Raw genomic sequence first — 18,651 nt, forward strand, 5'->3', positions numbered from 1 at the left:
CCGGTGATGGATCTGTACAACGGCGAGATCGTGGCCTACCAGATGGATCGACGCCCGAGCTTCGAACTGGTCAGCGGCATGCTGAAGAAGGCGCTGGCCAAACTCAGACGCAAGGACAAACCGCTAGTGCATTCGGACCAAGGCTGGCAATACCGCATGCCGGCGTTTCGCCGGCAACTGAAGCGGCGCAAGCTGACTCAAAGCATGTCTCGCAAGGGCAACTGCCTCGACAATGCTGCGATGGAAAGCTTCTTCGGCACGCTCAAGTCCGAGTGCTACAAGGGGCATCGCTTCACTTGCGTGGAGCATTTGCGCGACACGCTCGATCGCTACATCCGCTATTACAACCACGAACGCATCAAGCTCAAATTGAAAGGGCTGAGTCCCGTGCAATACCGAACTCAGCCCTTGGGCGCCTAGCCTTCAACCACCGTCCAACTTTGTGGGGTCAGTTCACTGCGGGCCGCTTTTTTTATCGCGTCGAGCGTTTTGCGGGGTGGCGACGTCGTCGTCGCGCGCTGCGGTCTCGTTTGCGCTCTCGCGGCGGCGGCTGGATTCGTCGCTTCGTGCGCTGTGCGTCAATGAGCCGTGCCTTCGGTGTCGCGCGCGGCGCGCCGTCCGGCGATCGGGACCGTGTTTCCGGTTCCGCGTGCGGACACATCGCGGCGCGGGGCTGATTAGCGAGGTGCTTTCGTGTGGCGCGCGGCCATCCGCGCGAGCGCGCTTTGCAGCGGCGACTGCTCGAGCGTGTCTGCGAGCTGGCGCAGTGCGTCGGTGCCGGCCGCCGACATCCGCGCTTGCTTGACGCGCGGCGGTTCGGGTGCGGGCTGCGGGCGCACGCGCACCTTCAGCGCAGCCACGGCCCAGCCGCGCGCCTGCAGCTCGGACAGGAGCCGCGGTTCGACTTGCCGCAGCCGTGCGGCAAGCGCGTTGTGCGCGGCGAACAGCGTGAGCGTGCCGTCCTTGATGAAGCCCGGCTCGACGTGATTCGCCAGATAATCGGGGAGCAATGCGGTGAGATCCCGCTGCAGCGCCGCGACTTGCTCGATGCCCGCGCGCAGCGCGGCGAACGCGTCGGTGCGCTTGAGGACGTCGGCGGCGGCTTGCGGCCGCGACCAGTCGTTGGGACGAAATTGCTTCGGCGGTCGGTTCATGAGGGAAGTCGGCAGCGCCGCGTGGTTTGGCGTGTGACGGGCGACCGGATGGTGGAGCGATGCGCCGATTGTACCGCGATGTCGTTTGGCGGCCGAGGGTATCGACTGTCGGGGGCTGAGTCCCGAATTCACCGCCAATACTGGCTTCCGGAGCTGGAACTAGAACCAACGCCGCTCATGCCCGTGGGCGAACCGGGGCCCAAGCCCATGAGGTTCCCTCGATTTTTCGCCTTCCAACGGTCCCGAGTTATGCGGCGGCGTCCTTGGTCTGCTGAGCTTTGACCCAGTCGCGAAGGAACCGCTCTGGAGAAACAAAGCCGAGCGACGAACATTCACGTCCTGTTCATCGCGTTGGCGCGGCTGCCACCCCGGCGCTTCACGCGCCTCCAGGCACCGGGCACGAGCGCCGGGCGCTGCGCCGCTCCCGCCTGCCGGTCAATTTTTGGCCGCCCACGCGGCCGAACCGCGCCCCATGGCGGCTGCCGCCGCCGACACCGGCGCGCCCTGGTGCGCGTGCTAAAATTCGACGTTTGAATTCACTTCTACGCTAAGCCGCCGAGGCTCGGCGCGCCGGGGAGGGCGTATACCGCTCCGGGGCCGTTGCACCGACGCACACCCGATCCGATGACAACCGGTTTTCTTCAGAAAATTTTTGGCAGCCGCAATCAGCGGCTCGTCAAGCAATACCAAAAGACCGTCGTGGCGATCAATGCGCTCGAAACGCAGATCGAGACGCTGACGGACGACCAGTTGCGCGGCAAGACAGGGGAGTTTCGTCAGCGCATCGCGGCTGGCGAGGCACTCGACAAGCTGCTGCCCGAAGCGTTCGCCGTGTGCCGCGAAGCGAGCCGCCGCGTGCTGAAGATGCGCCACTTCGACGTGCAGTTGATCGGCGGGATGGTGCTGCATTACGGCAAGATCGCCGAAATGCGCACGGGCGAAGGCAAGACGCTCGTCGCGACGCTCGCCGTGTACCTGAATGCGCTCGCGGGCCGCGGCGTGCACGTCGTGACGGTCAACGACTACCTCGCGCAGCGCGACGCCGAGTGGATGGGACGGCTCTACAACTTCCTCGGGCTGTCGGTCGGCATCAACCTGTCGGGGATGGAGCACGACCAGAAGCAGGCGGCGTACGCAGCCGACATCACGTACGGCACGAACAACGAATTCGGCTTCGACTACCTGCGCGACAACATGGTCTACGAGACCGATGCGCGCGTGCAGCGGCCGCTCAACTTCGCGGTCGTCGACGAAGTCGACTCGATCCTGATCGACGAAGCGCGCACGCCGCTCATCATCTCGGGCCAGGCGGAAGACCACACCGAACTGTACGTGCGGATGAACGCGCTGCCGCCGCTCCTCGAACGTCAGATCGGCGAAGAGAAGGCGGACGGCACGGGCGTCGAGAAGCCGGGCGACTACACGCTCGACGAGAAGGGCCGCCAGGTGTTCCTGACCGAGTCGGGCCACGAGAAGGCCGAGCGGATGCTCGCCGAATGGGGCCTCATCGGCGACGGCGAGAGCCTCTACGCGCCGCAGAACATCACGCTGATGCACCACGTGTATGCAGCGCTGCGCGCGCACACGCTGTTCCATCGCGATCAGCACTACGTCGTGCAGAACGACGAAGTAATCATCGTCGACGAATTCACGGGCCGCCTGATGCCGGGCCGCCGCTGGTCCGACGGCCTGCATCAGGCGGTCGAGGCGAAGGAGCACGTGAAGATCCAGAGCGAGAACCAGACGCTCGCGTCGATCACGTTCCAGAACTACTTCCGGATGTACGCGAAGCTCTCGGGCATGACCGGGACGGCGGACACCGAAGCGTACGAATTCAACGAGATCTACGGCCTCGAGACGGTCGTGATCCCGACCAACCGGCCGCCGAAGCGGATCGACAAGCAGGACCAGATCTACAAGACCGCGAAGGAACGCTACGACGCGGTGATCCGCGACATCCGCGACTGTCACGAGCGCGGCCAGCCGGTGCTCGTCGGCACGACGTCGATCGAGAATTCGGAGCTGCTGTCGCACCTGCTCAAGCAGGCGGGCCTGCCGCACGAGGTGCTGAACGCGAAGCAGCACGCGCGCGAAGCGGAGATCGTCGCCGAAGCGGGCCGGCCGAAGCGCATCACGATCGCGACGAACATGGCGGGCCGCGGTACCGACATCGTGCTCGGCGGCAACGCCGAGAAGCAGGCCGCGTTCCTCGAGGCCGACGAATCGATCCCGGCCGACGACAAGGCGCGCCGGATCCAGAAACTGCATGACGAGTGGGAAACGCTGCACGAGCAGGTGAAGGCCGCGGGTGGCCTGCACATCATCGGCACCGAACGCCACGAATCGCGCCGGATCGACAATCAGCTGCGCGGCCGCGCGGGCCGTCAGGGCGATCCGGGCTCGTCGCGCTTCTACCTGTCGCTCGAGGATCCGCTCCTGCGCATCTTCGCGGGCGATCGCGTGCGCGCGATCATGGAGCGCCTGAAGATGCCGGAAGGCGAGGCGATCGAGGCGGGCATCGTCACGCGTTCGATCGAGTCGGCGCAGCGCAAGGTCGAGGCGCGCAACTTCGACATCCGCAAGCAACTGCTCGAATACGACGACGTCGCGAACGATCAGCGCAAGGTGATCTATCAGCAGCGTAACGAGCTGCTCGAGGCGCACGATATCGCCGAGACGATCGGCGCGATGCGGCACGGCGTGATGTCGGAAGTGGTCCGCCAGTTCGTGCCGGCGGGCAGCATCGAAGAGCAGTGGGATCTTCCGGAGCTCGAAGAGGCGCTGCGCAACGACTGGCAGCTCGACCTCGCGATCCAGGAAATGGTGAACGAGTCGTCGTCGATCAATGCGGACGAGATTCTCGACGCCGTCACGACGGCGGCCGACGAGCACTACGAAGCGAAGGTCGCGCTGGTCGGCCGCGAGTCGTTCAGCGCGTTCGAGCGCTCGATCATGCTGCAGACGCTCGACCGCCTGTGGCGCGAGCATCTCGCAGCGCTCGATCATCTGCGCCAGGGCATCCACCTGCGCGGCTACGCGCAGAAGAACCCGAAGCAGGAATACAAGCGCGAGGCGTTCGAACTGTTCGCGGCGATGCTCGACGCGGTGAAGCAGGAAGTCACGCGGATCGTGATGAACGTGCAGATCCAGTCGCCGGAGCAACTGGAGGAAGCGGCCGAGCAGATCGAGGAGCAGGGTGGTCATCTCGAGAACGTCGAATTCCAGCATGCCGATTTCGCGGCAGCGGCGGCCGCGGGCGGCGTGGCGGTCGCGGATGCGACGGCCGAGATGGTCGGCCACGCGATGAGCCACAGCGGCCCGGCGGGCGAGGTGCCGCGGGTCGGCCGCAACGATCCGTGCCCGTGCGGCAGCGGCAAGAAGTACAAGCACTGTCACGGCAAGCTGAACTGACGTGATCGAAGGCGGCGCGCGATGAGCGCGCCGCGTCGTCTGTGCGCAAGATTCTTGAGGTGTGATGCGCGGCGGCGCGCGCGAGCGGCCGCCGGTTCTTCAGTCCAATCGATGCCGGCTCGAACGCCGGCATTTTCCTTCGGGGCAGGTGCTTCAGATGGCTGTCAATTTTCCCTCGATCGATCCCGCGCAGTTGCATCCCGTCGCCGGCGTGACGCTCGGCTGGGCGGAGGCGAACATTCGCAAGCCGAACCGCAAGGATGTGCTCGTCGTCTCCGTCGACGAAGGCGCGACCGTGTCGGGCGTGTTCACCGAGAACCGTTTCTGCGCGGCGCCCGTGACGGTCTGCCGCGAGCATCTGGCGCAGGTGCGCGCGGGCGGCGCAGGCATTCGCGCGCTCGTTGTCAACACGGGCAACGCGAACGCGGGCACGGGCGAGCCGGGTCTCGCGCATGCACGCGAAACCTGCGTGGCGCTCGCGAGCCTTGCGGGCATCGCGCCCGAGCAGGTGCTGCCGTTCTCGACGGGCGTGATCCTCGAGCCGCTGCCGATCGACCGCCTGAAGGCCGGCCTCCCCGACGCGCTCGCGAACCGCGCGGCCGCGCACTGGTACGACGCCGCGCAGTCGATCATGACGACGGACACGCTGCCGAAGGCGGCATCGCGCCAGGTGACGATCGACGGCCACACGATCACGCTGACGGGCATCAGCAAGGGCGCCGGGATGATCAAGCCGAACATGGCGACGATGCTCGGCTTCCTCGCGTTCGACGCGAAGGTCGCGCAGCCGGTGCTCGACGCGCTCGTGAAGGACGTCGCGGACCGCTCGTTCAATTGCATCACGGTCGACGGCGACACGTCGACCAACGACTCGTTCATCCTGATCGCGTCGGGCAAGGCGAGCCTGCCCGAGATTGCGTCGGCCGATTCGCCCGCCTACGCGGCGCTGCGCGACGCGGTGACCGCAGTCGCCCAGACGCTCGCGCAACTGATCGTGCGCGACGGCGAAGGCGCGACGAAATTCATGACGGTGAAGGTCGAAGGCGGCAAGAGCGTCGCCGAGTGCCGCCAGATCGCGTACGCGATCGGCCACTCCCCGCTCGTGAAGACGGCGTTCTACGCGTCGGACCCGAACCTCGGCCGGATTCTCGCGGCGATCGGCTACGCGGGCGTCGCGGACCTCGACGTCGGCAAGATCGATCTGTATCTCGACGACGTGCTCGTCGCGAAGGCGGGCGGCCGCAATCCCGCGTATCTGGAAGAGGACGGCCAGCGCGTGATGAAGCAAAGCGAGATTGCGATCCGCGTGCTGCTCGGCCGCGGCGACGCGCAAGCGACGATCTGGACTTGCGATTTGTCGCATGATTACGTGAGCATCAACGCCGACTATCGTTCGTAAGTCATACGGGGCACGACATCATGGACCCACTCGAGCAGTTCCTCATCCGCGCCGAAGCGCTGCTTGGGCGCCTCGAAGCGATTCTTCCGCCGCCGCCGCCGGCAATCGACTGGACGTCCGCGTTCGCGTTTCGCTGGCGCAAGCGCCAGGGACGCGGCTATCTGCAGCCGGTCGCCGCGCGTTCGATGATCGCGCTTGACGATCTGCGGAACATCGATCGCCAGAAGGCGCTGATCGAGCAGAACACGCGCCAGTTCGTGAGCAGGAAGCCCGCGAACAACGTGCTGCTGACGGGCGCGCGCGGCACCGGCAAGTCGTCGCTGATCAAGGCGTGCCTGAACGCCTACGCGGCCGACGGATTGCGGCTCATCGAAGTCGACAAGGAAGATCTGCACGATCTGGGCGACATCGTCGAGCTGATCTCCGCGCGCCCGGAGCGCTTCATCGTGTTCTGCGACGATCTGTCGTTCGAAGAGGGCGAATCGGGCTACAAGGCGCTCAAGGTCGCGCTCGACGGGTCGGTTGCCGCGCAGTCCGACAACGTGCTGATCTACGCGACGTCGAACCGCCGCCATCTGCTGCCCGAGTACATGAGCGACAACGAGACGTACAAGCATCTGCCGGACGGTGAGATCCATCCGGGCGAGGTCGTCGAGGAGAAGATCTCGCTGTCGGAACGCTTCGGCCTGTGGGTCAGCTTCTATCCGTTCAAGCAGGACGACTATCTGACGATCGTCGGCCACTGGCTCAAGCATTTCGGCTGCGACGACGCCGAGATCGATACGGCGCGCGGCGATGCGCTCGTCTGGGCGCTCGAGCGCGGCTCGCGCTCCGGCCGGGTCGCATGGCAGTTCGCGCGCGATCGCGCGGGCCGCAAGGAGAACGTATGAGTATCGAAGTATCGAACGACGCGGCGCCGGCCGGCGTCGCCCGCAAGGTGACCGAGGTCGCGGTCGGCGTGCTGGTGCAGCCGGACGGCCGCTATCTGCTCGCGCAGCGTCTGCTCGGCAAGCCTTACGAGGGCTACTGGGAGTTTCCGGGCGGCAAGCTCGAGGCGGGCGAGAGCGTCGAAGCGGCGCTCGCCCGCGAACTGCACGAGGAACTCGGCATCGTCGTGACCGAATGCCACCGCTGGCATACGCTCGAGCACGACTATCCGCACGCGTACGTTCGCCTGTATTTCTGCAAGGTGACGGGCTGGACGGGCGAGCCGCATAGCCGCGAAGGGCAGGCGTTCGTCTGGCAGCGTTTGCCTGTCGACGTCGCGCCGCTGCTGCCCGCCGCGCTGCCCGTGCTCGAACTGCTCGCGCGCGAGCAGGGCGGCGAGCGGCAATAAACGTGCGCGGGCCCTTGGTCCGTCAGCTTTCCTTCTATCCCGTCACGACCTTCTTGGGACGCGGTCCGCGGCGCCGGCCGCATCCGGCCTCGGCCGTTCGATGCGGCCGGCGGTCAGCCGCGGCCGCCGTCTTCCCGATGGCCTGCGTCGTCGTCGGACGGCGCTTCGTCATCCGTTCCGCCGATCTTGTACTTCTCGGCTGCCCAGGCACCGAGATCGAGCTGCTTGCAGCGGGCGGAACAGAACGGGCGGAAACGGTTTTCGGGCGTCCAGCGGACTTCCTTGCCGCAGGACGGGCATTTCACGACAGTAACCATACGGATGGAATAATCGATGCGGCGCGAGGCCGCCGTTACAGATTGCAGAGCGTGAGCTGGAATGGTACGTCGATGTCGACCGCGCGCGGCCGGACGTCGCCGTCCTGCGCGGTGAAGCGCACCCACAGCATGTACTTGTTCGCGCTCGCCTCGGGAATCACGCGCAACTCGGGGGGGACACGCACCTGCATCAGCTGATAGGTGCGCCCGGACAGCATCTGCTGATAGCTGCCCTGCATCGCCATCACCTTCGAGGCTTGCCCGGATTCGCGCGCGAGGCGCAGCACGATCATCGCGGCGTCTCGCAGCGGCAAGAGCGGCATTGCCCATTTGGCGATGTCCTGGCGGCGCTGCCCGGCGGGCCACTGCTGCCACGCGTAGTACGACGGGAGATCGAATTTGCAGGTGCCGCCGGGGATGACCGCGCGGCTACGGATGCTTGCGAGCCATTCGTTGTCGATCAGATGCTGGCCGGTCTTGCCTTGCATCTGCGCGAGGTTCGAGAGCGTCTGCTCGATTTCGCCGAGCACCGCTTCGAGCGCGTTCTGCTCGATGCCGGGATTGCCGCGAAACGGCGCGAGCGTCTGCCGCTGGCGCTCGAGTTCCTTCATCAGATCCGATTTCAGATCTGCGCGGCCCGCGACTTCGGAGATTTCGAACAGCGTCGTCAGCGCGACATGATGCTCTCTCGCGTCCTCTTGAGCCACGAAGAACGTGAAGCGTTCGAACAAATCTTCGAGACGCAACAGCGTGCGGATTCGCTCGTTGAACGGATACTCGTAAAGAATCAAGCGCGCTCGCCTCTCGCGTAGGGGGTGACCAAAATTGCAGGGACATTCTAATGCTCACGGCCTACCCTAGCAATCGCGCCATTTTTCGGGACGCATGACGGCGTGTTGCAGTTCCGTGCATCGGACGCGACGTATGCGCCGCAGGCTCGTCAATTCTTCGCCGCGGCTGCGTATGCGAGATAGCGTTGGTGCAGTGCGGCGACTGCGGCTGCGAGTTCGTCGTGCGGCGCATTGTCGTTGACGATCACGTCGTCGGCGGCGGCAAGCCGTGCGTCGCGCGACGCCTGTCTTGCGACGATCGCCTCCACCTGCTCGCGGCTGAATCCGTTGCGGCGCATCACGCGCGCGATTTGCGTCTCGACGTCGCAATCGACGGCGAGCACGCGGTTCACACGCGCCTTCCACGTTCCCGATTCGACGAGGAGCGGCACGACGAAGACGACGTACGCGCCTCGCGCCGCGATAGCCTCGCGCTCGGTCTCTTCGCGGATCAGCGGATGGGTGATCGCTTCGAGTCGCTTGCGCGCGAATTCGTCGCTGAAGATCAGCGCGCGCATCTTTGCGCGATCGAGCGAACCGTCGGCTGCGATGAACTCGGCGCCGAACTCGCGCGCGATGAGCGGCATCGCGAGGCCGTGCGGCGCGGTGATGCGGTGCGCGATCAGATCGGTATCGACGATCGATGCGCCGAGCTCGCCGAACAGATTCGCGACGGTCGTCTTGCCGCTGCCGATTCCCCCCGTCAATCCCACCGAAAACATAGATCAGCCTCCGAGCAGCAGGTAGAACGGCGTGCCGAAAAAGAGAGTCGCCGCGCCGCCTGCCGCAAGGAACGGGCCGAACGGCAGCGGTTCCTCGAAGCGCATGCGGCCGCGCCAGGTTGCGACGAGACCGATCGCCGCGCCCGCGACGGCGGCGATCAGCACGATTTGCGGCAACGCTTCCCAGCCGAGCCACGCGCCGAGCGCGGCGAGGAGCTTCAGGTCCCCGTAGCCGATCCCTTCGATGCCGCGCAGCAATTTGAACAGCCACAGAATGCACCAGAGGAAGAGATAGCCGGCGATTGCGCCGATCACCGCAGTGCGCAGGCTCACGAACGTATCCCACAGATTGACGCACAGGCCCGCCCACAAGAGCGGCAGTGTCAGCGAATCTGGCAGGAAGCCGGTCTGCATGTCGATCGCGCTCATGGCGAGAAGCGCCGCGCACAGGCCGAACGCGGTGAGCGCAGCGCCGCTCGGCCCGAAGAGCGCGAGCGCACCGGCGGCGAGCGCGCCGCTCGCGAGTTCGATGAGCGGATAGCGTGCGCCGATCGGCGCACGGCAGCGGCGGCAGCGACCGCGCAACGCGATGTAGCTGAGGACCGGAATGTTCTCCCACGCGCGGAGCACATGGCCGCAGTGCGGGCACGCGCTGCGCGGCACGCAGAGGTTGTAGCGCGGCGGCAGGCTGTCGTCGGCGGGCGGCTCGCCCGTCGCTTCGGCGATTTCCGCGAGCCACGCGCGTTTCATCATGATCGGCAGCCGATGGACGACGACGTTGATGAAGCTGCCGACGACGAGGCCGAGCACGATCGCGAACGCAAGCTGCATCCCCGTGGGGAGCGTCGCGAACGCGGCGAGCGGCCCGGCGGCAGCGTGCGCGGCCGGATCGGGAAGGAACGGATTGGGCGTCATCGAGGCGGTTGGCATCGCAAATGGAGTCGGATTCGGCTGCGATGCTACACCACGTTGCCGAGCTGGACGATCGGCAAGTACATCGCGACCACGAGTGCGCCGATCAGTGCGCCCAGCACGACGATCACGACGGGCTCGCACAGGTTCGCAAGCACGCCGATCTGTTCGTCGATGCGGCGATCGCAGAGCGTCGCGACGTCGATGAGCATCGTGTCGAGCGTCCCCGATTCCTCGGCGACGGCGATCGGCTGCACGACGTCGTCCGGAAAACAGTCTTCGGCGCGCATCGCGCGAGCGAGCCGCTCGCCGTGCTGCAGGCGTGCGGCGATGCCGGCCGTCGCGCGATCGAAGCGCGCGTTGCCGGTCGCGTTCGATAGCGCGGCGAACGCGTCGGTGAGCGGCGTGCCGGCGGCGAGCAGCGTGCCGAGCGCGCGGCTCCAGCGCGCAGCGGCGAGCATGCGCACGAGCGGTCCGGCGAGCGGTGTGCGCAGCAGCGCCTGTGCGAGCGCAAGGCGCGCGGCTTCAGAGCGGTGTGCTGCGTAGCGGGCGGTGAAGCAGACGAGCAATGCTACCGCGGCGGCAGGCGCGCTCCAGCGTGTCGCGCCGGCCGACAGCGTCAGGATGACGCGGGTCGGCGCCGGCAGTGCGGCGCCGAAGCCCGCGAAAATCTGTTCGAACGTCGGCACGACCCAAATCAGCAGGGTCGCTGTGATCGCGAGCGCGAACAGCAGCACGGCGACCGGATAAGCGAGCGCGCCCCTGACCCGCGCATACTGGGCAGCCGCACGTTCTCGATCGTCGGCGAGCCGCGCGAGCACCGCGGCGAGCGCGCCCGCTGTTTCGCCGACCGCGACCAGTTGGCAGAAGAGCGGATCGAACTGGCGCGGGTAGCGGCGCAGGGCGGCGGAGAACTGCCGTCCTGCAATGATCTCCCTCGCGAGCCCTGCCGCGATGCGGGGCATTTCGCTTCGCTGCGTCGCTTGCGCGAGCAGTTCGAGCGACGGCGCGAGCGCGAGCCCCGCGTGCAGGAGTCCTGCGAGTTGACGCGCGAAACGTGTGACGTCGCGTGCACGCACGCCGGGCTGCGGCGCCGTACCGCGCGCTTCGAGATGCAGCACCGTGACGCCCATGCGTTTGAGCGCCGTGCGTGCGGCGGACGGATTGACTGCGATCAGCGTGCCGCGGCGTCGCGCGCCATCGGTCGTCACGCCCGCCCAGCGATAACGGGCCTCGATCGGTGTGGCCAGGCTGCGCGCGCTCATCCAGCCTCCGTCGCGCCGAGCGCTTCGTCCAGGCTCGTCGTGCCGTCGCGCACGCGTGCGAGCGCCGCATCGCGCAAGCTCGTCATGCCTTCGGCGTGTGCCTGCCGCGCGAGTTCGGCGCTGCTCGCGCGGGCGACGATCAGATTGCGTTGCGCGGCAGACAGCGGCATCACCTGATGAATGCCGATGCGCCCCCGATAGCCGATTCCGTGGCACGCGGCGCAGCCCGTCGCCGCATAAGGGCGCCAGCCGGCGACGAGCGAAGCGGGGTCGAGGCCCGCCGCGCGCAGCGCATCGGGCGACGCGTCGGACGGCGCGCGGCACGCGGTGCAGAGGCGGCGCACGAGCCGCTGGGCTGTCACGAGTCGCAGCGCGGCAGCGAGGTTGTGCGGCGCGACGCCGATGTCGAGCAGTCGAGCAACCGCTGCGGGCGCGTCGTTCGTATGCAGTGTCGACAGCACGAGGTGGCCCGTTTGCGCGGCTTTCAGCGCAACGTCGGCAGTTTCTGCGTCGCGTATCTCGCCGACCATGATGACGTCAGGATCCTGGCGCAGAAACGCGCGCAGCGCGACCGCGAAGGTCAGGCCCGCCTTCTCGCGCACGCCGACCTGATTGATCCCGTCGAGTTCGATTTCGGCCGGATCTTCGACCGTGCAGACGTTTCGCGACACGTCGTTCAGCATTTGCAGGAAGCAGTACAGCGACAGCGTCTTGCCGCTGCCCGTCGGTCCCGTGACGAGGACGAGACCGTGCGGCGCGCCGATCGCCGCTTCGACGCGGCGCGTCTGCGCGGCGTCGAAGCCGAGTGCGGCGAGCGACAGATCGGCGGGAAGCGTCTCGAGACGCCGCAGCACGAGCTTTTCGCCGTGCAGCGTCGGCAGCGAACTGACCCGGTAGTCGCCCGCGCGCCCCGGCGCGAGCGCGAGCCGCAGCCGGCCGTCTTGCGGCACGCGACGCTCGGCGATGTCCATCCGCGCGAGCACCTTGATGCGTGTCACGCATGCGTCGCGCAGATGGGCAGGCAGCCGGGCGAATTCGTGGAGCACGCCGTCGATCCGCAGGCGCACGCGCCAGCCCGATTCGCCTGGCTCGACATGAATGTCGGACGCGTCGCGTTCGTGTGCGGCGCGCAGCATGTCGGCGACGATGCCGACCGCGGGCGCGTCGTCGGCGAGTTCGGCGGCGCGGGGACGGGGCGGGGCGGACGCCGCGGGCGGAAGCGGCGCCGTCGGCCACGTGGAAGAAAAAGAAGGGGAAGAGGGTGTTGCGGACATCGGACTCGGCCTCGCGGCCGCCTGCTCGACACGATGGAGCGATCATCGCGCGTCGCGCAGGGCGGCCGCCAGTCGGTCGATTGGCCAACCGCGCCGCGCGTCACACGCCGCTCGTTACGCGCTCAGCGCGCGTCCCCCGAGCGACGTGCGCGGCTTGAACAGCTTGACCGTGCGCACGCCCTGATCGTCGCTGCGCATCACTTCGATCATCACGTCGCCGATCTTCAGGCAGATATCGCCTTCGGGAATTTCCTCGAGCATTTCGAGGATCAGGCCGTTGAGCGTCTTGGGTCCCTTGGTCGGCAGGCTCAAGTGCAGCCAGCGGTTCAACTCGCGCAGCGGCATGCTGCCGGCGACGATGCACTCGCCGTTCGCGTCCCAGCCGCTCTTCGAATTCTCGCTTCTCGGCATCGTCGTCGTGAATTCGCCGATCAACTCCTCGATGATGTCCTCGGGCGTGACGAGCCCCTGCAGCTCGCCGTATTCGTTGACGACGAGCGCCGTGCGCTGCCGGCTTTCCTGGAAGTACTGCAACTGCTGGAACACGGGCGTGCCGGACGGCACGTAGTACGGCTCCGTGAGCAGTTCGCGCAGCGTGTCGCGGTCGAAATCCTGGTTGTGGAGCGCGGCGAGCGTCTTGCGCACGTGCAGCACGCCGAGCACGCGGTCGATGTCGCCTTCGTAGACGACGAGCCGGTTGTGATAGCAGGTCTCGAGCTGATGCAGCACGTCGTCGAGCGGCGCGAGGATGTTGAGCGCCTCGATCTGGCGGCGCGGGATCATCACGTCGTCGACGGTGATGTTCTCGAGATCGAACAGGTTGAGCAGGATGCTGCGGTGCTTGGTCGGCATGAAGCTGCCCGATTCGAGCACGAGCGAGCGCAGCTCCTCGGTCGACAGCCGCTGGTCGCGCCCCCCTTTCGTGTTGATCCGCAGCGCCGCGAGGATCGAGCCCGACAGCGTGTTGACGAACCACACGACGGGCATCATCACGCGCATCAGCGGCGCGATCACGACGCTCGCCGGCAGCGCGATCCGCTCGGGGAACGTCGCGCCGACGATCTTCGGCGTGATTTCCGCGAACACGATGATGAGAAACGCGACGATGCCGGTCGCGATCGACAGCACGAAGTTGTCGTGGCCGAACGTGCGCAGCGCGATCGACGTCGTCAGCACCGGGATGATCGTGTTGAACAGATTGTTGCCGATCAGGATCACGCTCAGCAGCTGATCGGTCCGCGCAAGGAGCCCCTGCGTCGTTTTCGCGCCAAGCGCGCCACGGCCCGCGAGGTGCTTCAGCCGATGGCGGTTGAGTGCCATCATCGCGGTTTCAGAAATGGAGAAGAAGCTGGAGCAGAGAAGAAGCAGGAAGATGGCGCCGATTTGCGCCCATAAGGGAATTTGGTCCACGCGTCGGAGAGTCGGTGAATGACAGGAATGGAAAAGACTATAGCAGAGGGGCGCGGTCGGTTCGCGCATGGCATCGCATCGTGCCGTGGGGCAACGCCGCCGTCGCGCAAAAAAAAACCGCGCATCGTGTGCGCGGTTTTCTGCAAATCTGGTCGGGGTGAGAGGATTCGAACCTCCGGCCTCTACGTCCCGAACGTAGCGCTCTACCAGGCTAAGCTACACCCCGATTTGGACTCTTTCGTCGCTTCGGTCTAGATCAAGACTGGCGTGACGTCGAATAAGAACATAATTCTAGCAGGCTCTCTTTGAAAATGGAAGCGGGAAATGAAGAAATTGCCGCGGCCGCGGCCTCGGCTTCTTGGCGGGCGCATTCGAGCGTATGGTCGAGCGCGCCCGAACGCGTGATTGCGTCGAAGATCGTGTCGAAGCGGTCGGTGCCGCCTTGCTCGATCGCTTCGCGCGCGAGCGCCGACTGCTCGGCCGTGCCGCGTTCGATCAGATAGATGAGCGGCAGCGTCGGCTTGCCTTCGCGCAGGTCGTCGCCGGCGTTCTTGCCCATCGATTCGGCGGTGCCCGCGTAGTCGAGCCAGTCGTCCATGATCTGGAACGCAGTGCCGATCCGGCGGCCGTATTCGGCGGCGGCGGCCTCGGTCGGCGCGTCGGCGCCCGCCAGGACCGCGCCGAGGCGCGCGGAGGCCTCGAACAGCTTCGCGGTCTTGTAGCGGATCACCTGCATGTAGCGGGTTTCGTCGACGTCGGCGTCGTGCATGTTCAGGAGCTGCAGCACTTCGCCCTCGGAGATGATCGTTGTCGCTTCCGACAGGATCTCCATCACGCGCATCTTGCCCACGCCCACCATCATCTCGAACGAGCGCGAGTAGAGATAATCGCCGACGAGCACGCTCGCTGCGTTGCCGAACAGCGCGTTCGCGGTCTTGCGGCCGCGCCGCAGCTCCGATTCGTCGACGACGTCGTCGTGCAGCAGCGTCGCCGTATGGATGAATTCGACAACGGCCGCGAGCACGTGCTTCTGGCTCGTGTTTTCGCCGAGCGCGCCCGCGACGAGAAGGAGAAGCGCCGGTCGCAGCCGCTTGCCGCCCGCGCCGATGATGTACTCGGCGATCTGGTTGATCAGCAGCACGTCGGACCCGAGGCTTTGCCGAATGACGCGATTCACCTGCTCCATATCGCTTGCGATCGGGGCGAGCAAGTGGGCGGCGCTGAGGGAGGGGGTGGCAGTCGACGACATGATCATGGAAATGGGTAGTGCCGCGGATTATAAGGCGAATCGCCCGCGAGCCGGGCCGTCGTGCGACTTCTTCACGCGTTTTTCGGCCGTTCGGCCGATGCCCGCGCCACGGTCGGGCGCGGCAGGCGCGGATGATCTTTGACCGAAGCGCTAACTCTATGTATAATCACGCGTTTTCCGCGCACGGTGCACGGAAAAATGGATCCAGAGTGAGGTTCTCAATGTACGCGGTCATAAAAACCGGCGGCAAGCAGTACAAGGTTGCCGTTGGCGAAAAACTGAAAGTAGAACAGATGCCGGCAGACATTGACGCAGAAATCACGCTCGACCAGGTTCTCGCAGTGGGCGAAGGCGAATCGATTAAGTTCGGTACGCCGCTGGTCAGTGGGGCTTCCGTCAAGGCCACCGTCATATCGCACGGTCGTCATGCCAAGGTCACCATCTTCAAGATGCGTCGCCGGAAGCACTACCAAAAGCACGGCGGCCACCGCCAGAACTACACCGAGCTGCGCATCGACGCGATCAACGCGTAAGCGCCTCCCTCGGTAAAGGAGCAATCAGATGGCACACAAAAAAGCAGGCGGCTCGTCCCGGAACGGCCGCGACTCCGAGTCGAAGCGTCTCGGCGTCAAGGTGTATGGCGGCCAGGCGATCAACGCGGGCGGCATCATCGTGCGTCAGCGCGGCACGCGCATGCACGCAGGCGAAAACGTCGGCATGGGCAAGGACCACACGCTCTTCGCGCTGGTCGACGGCCATGTGAAGTTCACGACGAAGGGCGCCGCCAGGAAGCACACGGTCGTCGTCGTCCCGGCCGCGGCCTGAGTTTAGGCGCGACGGGCTTCGTAGCCAAGAAAAGGCCCCGCGGTAACAGCGGGGCCTTTTTTATTTTGTGCGCGAATTTTGCGCGCAGGCATTCGCCGCGCGCATCGGCCGTTCGGCCGATTGGTCAAGCGCGGCGCCGCACGGCACAATAGCGGGAATGGCAGCAAATACTGGACGGAGTGACGGATGAAGTTCATTGACGAAGCGCGAATTGAAGTCATCGCCGGCGACGGGGGCGATGGCAGCGCGTCGATGCGCCGCGAGAAATTCGTTCCGTTCGGCGGACCGGACGGCGGCGACGGCGGCCGCGGCGGCAGCGTATACGTGATCGCAGATCGCAACATCAACACGCTGATCGACTACCGATACGCGAAGAAGCACCTGGCGCGCAACGGCGAGAACGGCCGCGGCTCCGATTGCTACGGCAAGGGCGGCGACGACATCACGCTGCGCATGCCGGTCGGCACCGTCATCAACGACATGGACACGGGCGAGTTGATCGCCGATCTGACCGAGCACGATCAGAAGGTGCTCGTCGCGAAGGGCGGCGCGGGCGGCCTCGGCAACCTGCACTTCAAGTCGAGCACGAACCGCGCGCCGCGCCAGAAGACGGACGGCAAGCCGGGTGAGCGGCGCATGCTGAAGCTCGAGTTGAAGGTGCTTGCGGACGTCGGCCTCCTCGGGATGCCGAACGCCGGCAAGTCGACGTTCATCTCGTCGGTGTCGAACGCGAAGCCGAAGATCGCCGACTATCCGTTCACGACGCTTGCGCCGAATCTCGGCGTCGTGCGCGTCGGGCCGGGCAAGAGCTTCGTGATCGCCGACATTCCGGGCCTGATCGAAGGTGCGGCGGAAGGCGCGGGCCTCGGCCATCAGTTCCTGCGGCATCTGCAGCGTACCGGTCTCCTGCTGCATCTTGTCGATCTCGCGCCATTCGACGAAAACGTCGATCCCGTCGCGGAGGCGAAGGCGATCGTCGGCGAACTGCGCAAGTACGACGAATCGCTGTACGAGAAGCCGCGCTGGCTCGTCCTGAACAAGCTCGACATGGTGTCGGAGGACGAGCGCGGCGCGCGCGTCTCCGATTTCATCGAGCGCTTCGGCTGGGCTGGCCCCGTATTCGAGATTTCCGCGCTGACGGGGCAGGGCTGCGAAGGCCTCGTCTACGCGATCTACGACTATCTCTCCGCGCATTCGGACGCGCATCGCGCCGAGGTCGCCGAGGATCTGGCGTCGGACGTGCGCTTCCGCGACGCGCCGTCCGCCGCCGGCGAACCGCGCGAGCGCGAGGCCGACGCGCCGTAAGCGCCGCCGACCGCAAGCCGCGCCGCGCGGTCCGCACGGCGCGAGATTCACTCGTGCATTACTCACAGGAGACAGCGCACGATGCGTTCGATCATCGCCGATTCGAAACGCTTGGTAGTGAAGGTCGGCTCGAGCCTCGTCACCAACGATGGCCGCGGGCTCGACCATGACGCTATCGGCCGATGGGCTGCCCAGATCGCCGCGCTGCGCAGCGCGGGCAAGGAAGTGGTGCTCGTCAGCTCGGGCGCGATCGCGGAAGGGATGCAGCGCCTCGGCTGGAGCAAGCGGCCGCGCGAAATCGACGAATTGCAGGCGGCTGCGGCCGTCGGGCAGATGGGGCTCGCGCAGGTGTACGAGAGCCGCTTCGCCGAGCACGGCATCCGCACCGCGCAGATTCTTCTCACGCACGCGGACCTCGCCGACCGCGAACGCTACCTGAACGCGCGCTCGACGCTTCTCACGCTGTTGCGGCTCGGCGTCGTGCCGATCATCAACGAGAACGACACCGTCGTCACCGACGAAATCAAGTTCGGCGATAACGACACGCTCGGTGCGCTCGTCGCGAACTTGATCGAAGGCGACGCGCTCATCATTCTCACTGACCAGCAGGGGCTCTTTACGGCCGATCCGCGCAAGGACCCGAGCGCGACGCTCGTCGGCGAGGCGAGCGCCGGCGCGCCCGAGCTCGAGGCGATGGCGGGCGGCGCGGGGTCGAGCATCGGCCGCGGCGGCATGCTGACGAAGATTCTCGCGGCGAAGCGCGCCGCGCACAGCGGCGCGAACACCGTGATCGCGAGCGGCCGCGAGCATGAAGTGCTCGTGCGGCTCGCGTCGGGCGAGGCGATCGGCACGCAACTGATCGCACGCACCGCGCGGATGGCGGCGCGCAAGCAGTGGATGGCGGACCACTTGCAGGTGCGCGGCCACGTCGTCATCGATGCAGGCGCGGTCGACAAGCTGACGGCGGGCGGCAAGAGCCTGCTGCCGATCGGCGTCGTCGCGGTGCAGGGCGTGTTCGCGCGCGGCGAAGTCATCGCGTGCGTCGACGACGCGGGCCGTGAAGTCGCACGCGGCATTACCAATTACAGCAGCGCCGAGACGAAGCTGATCCAGCGCAAGCCGAGCGGCGAGATCGAAACGGTGCTTGGCTATATGCTCGAGCCCGAGTTGATCCATCGGGACAACCTCGTGCTCGTCTGACGCGGGCGCCGCCGTGGCGCAGGGCTTTGAGCGAAGCCGACA

Annotated in this window: 18 protein-coding genes and 1 tRNA gene; 9 read left to right on the forward strand and 10 right to left on the reverse strand. The window is 66.3% G+C overall.

Features of this window, described 5'->3' with window-relative positions; all coding sequences use genetic code 11:
* The coding region (locus tag WS62_RS28360) for an IS3 family transposase (RefSeq protein ID WP_156441176.1) at positions 1-420 on the forward strand (420 nt) is incomplete at its 5' end.
* A gap of 257 nt (positions 421-677) precedes the next feature.
* Here WS62_RS28360 and WS62_RS28365 read toward each other — a convergent pair.
* A complete protein-coding gene (locus WS62_RS28365; RefSeq protein ID WP_066578048.1) occupies positions 678-1,154 on the reverse strand; it encodes a DUF721 domain-containing protein in 477 nt (158 codons plus the stop codon).
* A gap of 624 nt (positions 1,155-1,778) precedes the next feature.
* On the opposite strand from WS62_RS28365, the gene secA reads away from it, so the two are divergent.
* The 4 genes from secA (at position 1,779) to WS62_RS28385 (ending at position 7,300) form a co-directional block, all read left to right on the forward strand.
* Positions 1,779-4,565, forward strand: a complete 2,787-nt coding sequence (gene secA, locus WS62_RS28370) for a preprotein translocase subunit SecA (RefSeq protein ID WP_066578050.1) — start codon at positions 1,779-1,781, stop codon at positions 4,563-4,565.
* 157 nt (positions 4,566-4,722) lie between these two features.
* Positions 4,723-5,964 (forward strand): bifunctional glutamate N-acetyltransferase/amino-acid acetyltransferase ArgJ, encoded by a 1,242-nt coding sequence (gene argJ / locus WS62_RS28375; protein ID WP_066578279.1) that lies wholly within the window; start codon positions 4,723-4,725, stop codon positions 5,962-5,964.
* A 20-nt stretch (positions 5,965-5,984) separates the two neighbouring features.
* Entirely contained in the window at positions 5,985-6,854 is an 870-nt protein-coding gene (locus tag WS62_RS28380) for an ATP-binding protein (protein WP_066578051.1), read from the forward strand.
* The gene (locus WS62_RS28385) at positions 6,851-7,300 is read left to right on the forward strand and encodes an NUDIX domain-containing protein (RefSeq protein WP_066578053.1); all 450 of its coding nucleotides are present in this window, start codon (positions 6,851-6,853) and stop codon (positions 7,298-7,300) included. The genes WS62_RS28380 and WS62_RS28385 overlap by 4 nt, the downstream gene beginning before the upstream one ends.
* A gap of 113 nt (positions 7,301-7,413) precedes the next feature.
* Here the strand turns inward: WS62_RS28385 and WS62_RS28390 are convergent, their stop codons facing one another.
* The 9 genes from WS62_RS28390 to WS62_RS28430 all read right to left on the reverse strand — a co-directional run bounded on the left by WS62_RS28390 (position 7,414) and on the right by WS62_RS28430 (position 15,279).
* Complete coding sequence (locus WS62_RS28390) at positions 7,414-7,617, reverse strand: DNA gyrase inhibitor YacG (RefSeq protein ID WP_066578057.1); 204 nt, start codon at positions 7,615-7,617, stop codon at positions 7,414-7,416.
* Between the two features lie 35 nt (positions 7,618-7,652).
* The gene (zapD, locus tag WS62_RS28395; RefSeq protein WP_066578060.1) at positions 7,653-8,408 is read right to left on the reverse strand and encodes a cell division protein ZapD; all 756 of its coding nucleotides are present in this window, start codon (positions 8,406-8,408) and stop codon (positions 7,653-7,655) included.
* 149 nt (positions 8,409-8,557) lie between these two features.
* The gene (gene coaE, locus WS62_RS28400; protein WP_066578063.1) at positions 8,558-9,169 is read right to left on the reverse strand and encodes a dephospho-CoA kinase; all 612 of its coding nucleotides are present in this window, start codon (positions 9,167-9,169) and stop codon (positions 8,558-8,560) included.
* Positions 9,170-9,172: 3 nt separating this feature from the next.
* Entirely contained in the window at positions 9,173-10,084 is a 912-nt protein-coding gene (locus WS62_RS28405; protein WP_066578065.1) for a prepilin peptidase, read from the reverse strand.
* 44 nt (positions 10,085-10,128) lie between these two features.
* Positions 10,129-11,346: a type II secretion system F family protein gene (locus tag WS62_RS28410; protein WP_066578067.1), complete on the reverse strand. Its 1,218-nt coding sequence runs from the start codon at positions 11,344-11,346 to the stop codon at positions 10,129-10,131.
* Positions 11,343-12,620 (reverse strand): GspE/PulE family protein, encoded by a 1,278-nt coding sequence (locus WS62_RS28415; protein ID WP_066578069.1) that lies wholly within the window; start codon positions 12,618-12,620, stop codon positions 11,343-11,345. The genes WS62_RS28410 and WS62_RS28415 overlap by 4 nt, the downstream gene beginning before the upstream one ends.
* 114 nt (positions 12,621-12,734) lie before the next feature.
* Positions 12,735-14,030, reverse strand: coding sequence for an HlyC/CorC family transporter (locus tag WS62_RS28420; protein ID WP_066578071.1), 1,296 nt, complete (start codon positions 14,028-14,030; stop codon positions 12,735-12,737).
* Positions 14,031-14,179: 149 nt separating this feature from the next.
* A tRNA-Pro gene (locus tag WS62_RS28425) sits at positions 14,180-14,256 on the reverse strand.
* A gap of 30 nt (positions 14,257-14,286) precedes the next feature.
* Positions 14,287-15,279 carry a polyprenyl synthetase family protein gene (locus WS62_RS28430; protein ID WP_066578282.1) on the reverse strand — a complete coding sequence of 331 codons (993 nt, stop codon included), beginning with the start codon at positions 15,277-15,279 and terminating at the stop codon, positions 14,287-14,289.
* Between the two features lie 221 nt (positions 15,280-15,500).
* Here WS62_RS28430 and rplU point away from each other — a divergent pair, with 221 nt between their 5' ends.
* From rplU to proB, 4 genes are all read left to right on the forward strand, one after another.
* Positions 15,501-15,812 (forward strand): 50S ribosomal protein L21, encoded by a 312-nt coding sequence (gene rplU, locus WS62_RS28435; RefSeq protein WP_059470690.1) that lies wholly within the window; start codon positions 15,501-15,503, stop codon positions 15,810-15,812.
* A 28-nt stretch (positions 15,813-15,840) separates the two neighbouring features.
* Positions 15,841-16,104, forward strand: a complete 264-nt coding sequence (rpmA, locus tag WS62_RS28440; RefSeq protein WP_066487665.1) for a 50S ribosomal protein L27 — start codon at positions 15,841-15,843, stop codon at positions 16,102-16,104.
* A gap of 186 nt (positions 16,105-16,290) precedes the next feature.
* Positions 16,291-17,409, forward strand: coding sequence for an Obg family GTPase CgtA (cgtA, locus tag WS62_RS28445; RefSeq protein ID WP_066578073.1), 1,119 nt, complete (start codon positions 16,291-16,293; stop codon positions 17,407-17,409).
* 81 nt (positions 17,410-17,490) lie between these two features.
* A complete protein-coding gene (gene proB, locus WS62_RS28450) occupies positions 17,491-18,609 on the forward strand; it encodes a glutamate 5-kinase (protein WP_066578076.1) in 1,119 nt (372 codons plus the stop codon).
* The last annotated feature ends 42 nt before the right edge of the window (positions 18,610-18,651 follow it).

The sequence above is a fragment of the Burkholderia sp. ABCPW 14 genome (assembly GCF_001523835.1).
GTDB lineage: Bacteria > Pseudomonadota > Gammaproteobacteria > Burkholderiales > Burkholderiaceae > Burkholderia > Burkholderia mayonis.

Coding starts and splice junctions, on each gene's coding strand:
- cgtA (WP_066578073.1), top strand. CDS start 16,291: ATGAAGTTCATTGACGAAGCGCGAATTGAAGTCATCGCCGGCGACGGG.
- WS62_RS28430 (WP_066578282.1), bottom strand. CDS start 15,279: ATGTCGTCGACTGCCACCCCCTCCCTCAGCGCCGCCCACTTGCTCGCC.
- WS62_RS28410 (WP_066578067.1), bottom strand. CDS start 11,346: ATGAGCGCGCGCAGCCTGGCCACACCGATCGAGGCCCGTTATCGCTGG.
- WS62_RS28380 (WP_066578051.1), top strand. CDS start 5,985: ATGGACCCACTCGAGCAGTTCCTCATCCGCGCCGAAGCGCTGCTTGGG.
- argJ (WP_066578279.1), top strand. CDS start 4,723: ATGGCTGTCAATTTTCCCTCGATCGATCCCGCGCAGTTGCATCCCGTC.
- rpmA (WP_066487665.1), top strand. CDS start 15,841: ATGGCACACAAAAAAGCAGGCGGCTCGTCCCGGAACGGCCGCGACTCC.
- WS62_RS28365 (WP_066578048.1), bottom strand. CDS start 1,154: ATGAACCGACCGCCGAAGCAATTTCGTCCCAACGACTGGTCGCGGCCG.
- WS62_RS28405 (WP_066578065.1), bottom strand. CDS start 10,084: ATGACGCCCAATCCGTTCCTTCCCGATCCGGCCGCGCACGCTGCCGCC.
- proB (WP_066578076.1), top strand. CDS start 17,491: ATGCGTTCGATCATCGCCGATTCGAAACGCTTGGTAGTGAAGGTCGGC.
- WS62_RS28390 (WP_066578057.1), bottom strand. CDS start 7,617: ATGGTTACTGTCGTGAAATGCCCGTCCTGCGGCAAGGAAGTCCGCTGG.
- WS62_RS28385 (WP_066578053.1), top strand. CDS start 6,851: ATGAGTATCGAAGTATCGAACGACGCGGCGCCGGCCGGCGTCGCCCGC.
- coaE (WP_066578063.1), bottom strand. CDS start 9,169: ATGTTTTCGGTGGGATTGACGGGGGGAATCGGCAGCGGCAAGACGACC.
- rplU (WP_059470690.1), top strand. CDS start 15,501: ATGTACGCGGTCATAAAAACCGGCGGCAAGCAGTACAAGGTTGCCGTT.
- secA (WP_066578050.1), top strand. CDS start 1,779: ATGACAACCGGTTTTCTTCAGAAAATTTTTGGCAGCCGCAATCAGCGG.
- WS62_RS28415 (WP_066578069.1), bottom strand. CDS start 12,620: ATGTCCGCAACACCCTCTTCCCCTTCTTTTTCTTCCACGTGGCCGACG.